This is a genomic window from Micromonospora sp. NPDC002411 (assembly GCF_053592955.1).
In genome coordinates this window covers 1-2,456 of record NZ_JBSFBM010000568.1, presented here as the reverse complement: position 1 = coordinate 2,456, position 2,456 = coordinate 1, and the positions used below count along the sequence as shown (strand labels likewise).

At 70.0% G+C, this 2,456-nt stretch carries 2 protein-coding genes; one reads left to right on the top strand and one right to left on the bottom strand.

Features of this window, described 5'->3' with window-relative positions:
• Nucleotides 1–220: 220 nt before the first annotated feature.
• Entirely contained in the window at nucleotides 221–1,042 is an 822-nt protein-coding gene (locus ACWCO3_RS33965) for a hypothetical protein (RefSeq protein WP_357929561.1), read from the bottom strand.
• 142 nt (nucleotides 1,043–1,184) lie between these two features.
• On the opposite strand from ACWCO3_RS33965, the gene ACWCO3_RS33960 reads away from it, so the two are divergent.
• A partial coding sequence (locus tag ACWCO3_RS33960) for an AfsR/SARP family transcriptional regulator (protein WP_450014052.1) occupies nucleotides 1,185–2,456 on the top strand: 1,272 nt, incomplete at its 3' end.

The following is a 2,456-nucleotide window of genomic DNA, read 5'->3' as shown; positions in this document are numbered from 1 at the left end:
GTGCGTCACGCTGCGCAGCCTACGCCCGGGTGCCCGGCGGCAAGAATGATCCAACGGAACTTGTCACGAACGTGACACCTGCTCACGGTGCCCCGCTGACCCCGACCGTGTTGATCAAGAGGTTTGCGTCAGGATTCGGCCGAACGATGACGCAAACCTCTTGATCAACAGGGATTGGGCGGCGGCCCCCCGTGTGGCCGCCGCCCTCCGGTGGTGTGGGTCAGCCGTTGAGCATGTCGTACGCCATCGTCGGGGCCTTGGTGGCGGCGTTGCCGGTGGGGACGGTGATCTTCGGGGCGTTGCCGTAGTCGGCGTAGTTGATGACGTAGTCGTACGCCTTCGCCTTGCCGGCGGCCGGAATCTTCAGCGTCAGCGACGCCAGGTGCTTGTCCGCACCGACCACCGCCGTGAACGGCACCTTCTTCGCCGCCTCGCCGAGCGCCGCCGCCTCGCCGTCGTCCAGCGCCTTCGCCGCCTCCGCCTCGCTCACGTCGATGAACCCGACGTACTGCCCGGGGCTCTTCTCCTCAACTGACGTCGCCGCCTGGATGAGCGGGCCGGCGTTGCCCTGGTCCACGCCGTCGTAGGTCGGGATGCTCGCGGCGTCGGTCAACTTCGCCCGGTCCAGCTTCATCCACTTGTCGGGGAACTTCGGCAGGCCGGAGCGGCCGCTGAACTTCGCCTTCACCCAGTTCTGGTCCTCGATCACCAGGAACGACATCTTCACCACGATGCCGTCCGAGTCGGGCGGCATGTTCATGTTGAGCTCGAACGCCTTGGCCGTCGGATCGATCCGGCCGTTAATGGTGCTCGTCGAATCCTTGCCGCTGAACCGGAACGCCCCCTCGGAGCCGTCCGGTACGGCGTCCAGGAGCGCGTCCTTCGGGTTGACGCTGGGGCTGGCGGCCGGGCTGTTCTGCGGTGCCGCGGCGGGCTCGTCCTTCGTCCCGCAACCCCCGAGGAAGGTGGTCGCTGCCAGTGCGGCGGCGATCGTGCCGACCGTCCGCCCGAAGGTGCCGGCGGTGCCCGTTGCCTGTGTCATCGCATGTCTCTTTCTCGCTGCGTGGCTTCTGCCGACGACGATGTTGCGGACCATCACGGCGGTCCGGCTGCCGATATGCTGCCGTCCGGCTGCCGGGCACTGCCGTCCGGTGCTCACGGGGGTGTCAGGAGCGGAAACTCGCATGTCAGGACAGCTGCGTTTCGAGATCCTCGGGCCTCAGCGGGCCTGGTACGCCGACCGGGAGATCGACCTCGGTCCGGGCAAACAGCGCGCGGTACTCGCCGTGCTGCTGCTCGCCCCGGGCCGTCCGGTGTCCACCGGGCAGATCATCGAGGCGGTCTGGCCGGAGGATCCGCCCGCGAACGGCCCCAACGTCGTGCAGAAGTACGTCGCCGGGCTGCGCCGGGTGCTGGAGCCGGACCGTTCGCCGCGTACGCCCGGGCAGGTGTTGAGCCTGACCGATGCCGGCTATCTGCTCCGGGTCGACCCGGAGGCGGTGGACGCGATCCGCTTCGAGCGGGGCGTCCAGGCCGCCCGGCGGCACGCGTCGGAAAGCCCGGAGGAGGCGCTGGCCGAGCTGACGGATGCTCTGGCCCGGTGGCACGGGGAGCCGTTCACCGGCTTCTCCGGTGGTGTGTTCGAGGCCGCCAGGCACCGCCTGGTGGAGCTACGGGCCGTCGCCCTGGAGACCCGCGCGGAGCTGGAACTGGACAGCGGGCGGCACCGCGAGACGGTCGGTGAGCTGGTCGAGTTGGTGGCCGAGTTCCCGGTCCGGGAGCGGCTGCGCCACCAGTACATGCTCGCGCTGTACCGAAGCGGTCGGCAGGCCGAGGCACTCGCGGCGTACCGGGACATCGACAGCCTGCTCCGCGAGGAGCACGGCATCGGGCCCGGCGAGGCGCTCCGGGAGCTGCACGCGCGGATCCTGCGGGCCGACCCGACCCTCACCGCCGGTGTCCCGAACGCAGGGCGACCCGCTCCGGCAGTCCCGGTCCAGGCGACCGTCCCGGTCCAGGCGCCCGTCCCGCCGGCCCCGGCGCCCGTTCCTCACTACGCGGATCTGCCCTCGCCGCTCCACCTCGCACGTGACGGTCTGCCCGCCGGCTCGCCTTCGCCGTTCGCTGTCGAACAGCCACGCCGGGAGCGGCACCCGCTACCAACGTGGGTGAGCACCACCACCACAGTCCTCGGGACCCTCCTGGCACTCGTGTCGTTCGGCACCGGGACCTGGCTGGTGGTGCTGGCGTACGCGGTGCGACGGCGCAGTCGACGGCTCGGCCTCGCGGCCCTCGGCTACTTTCTCACCGCGACGCTGCTGGTCGTCATGATCGCCACCGATGACCTGGAGACGGAGGACTCGCCGGCGGAGGTGTTCTCCGGGCTCGGCGTGATCTTTCTCTGCTGGCTGGTGGGCTCCGCGCACATAGTCCTGCTCAACAGTTGGGTCTGGGGA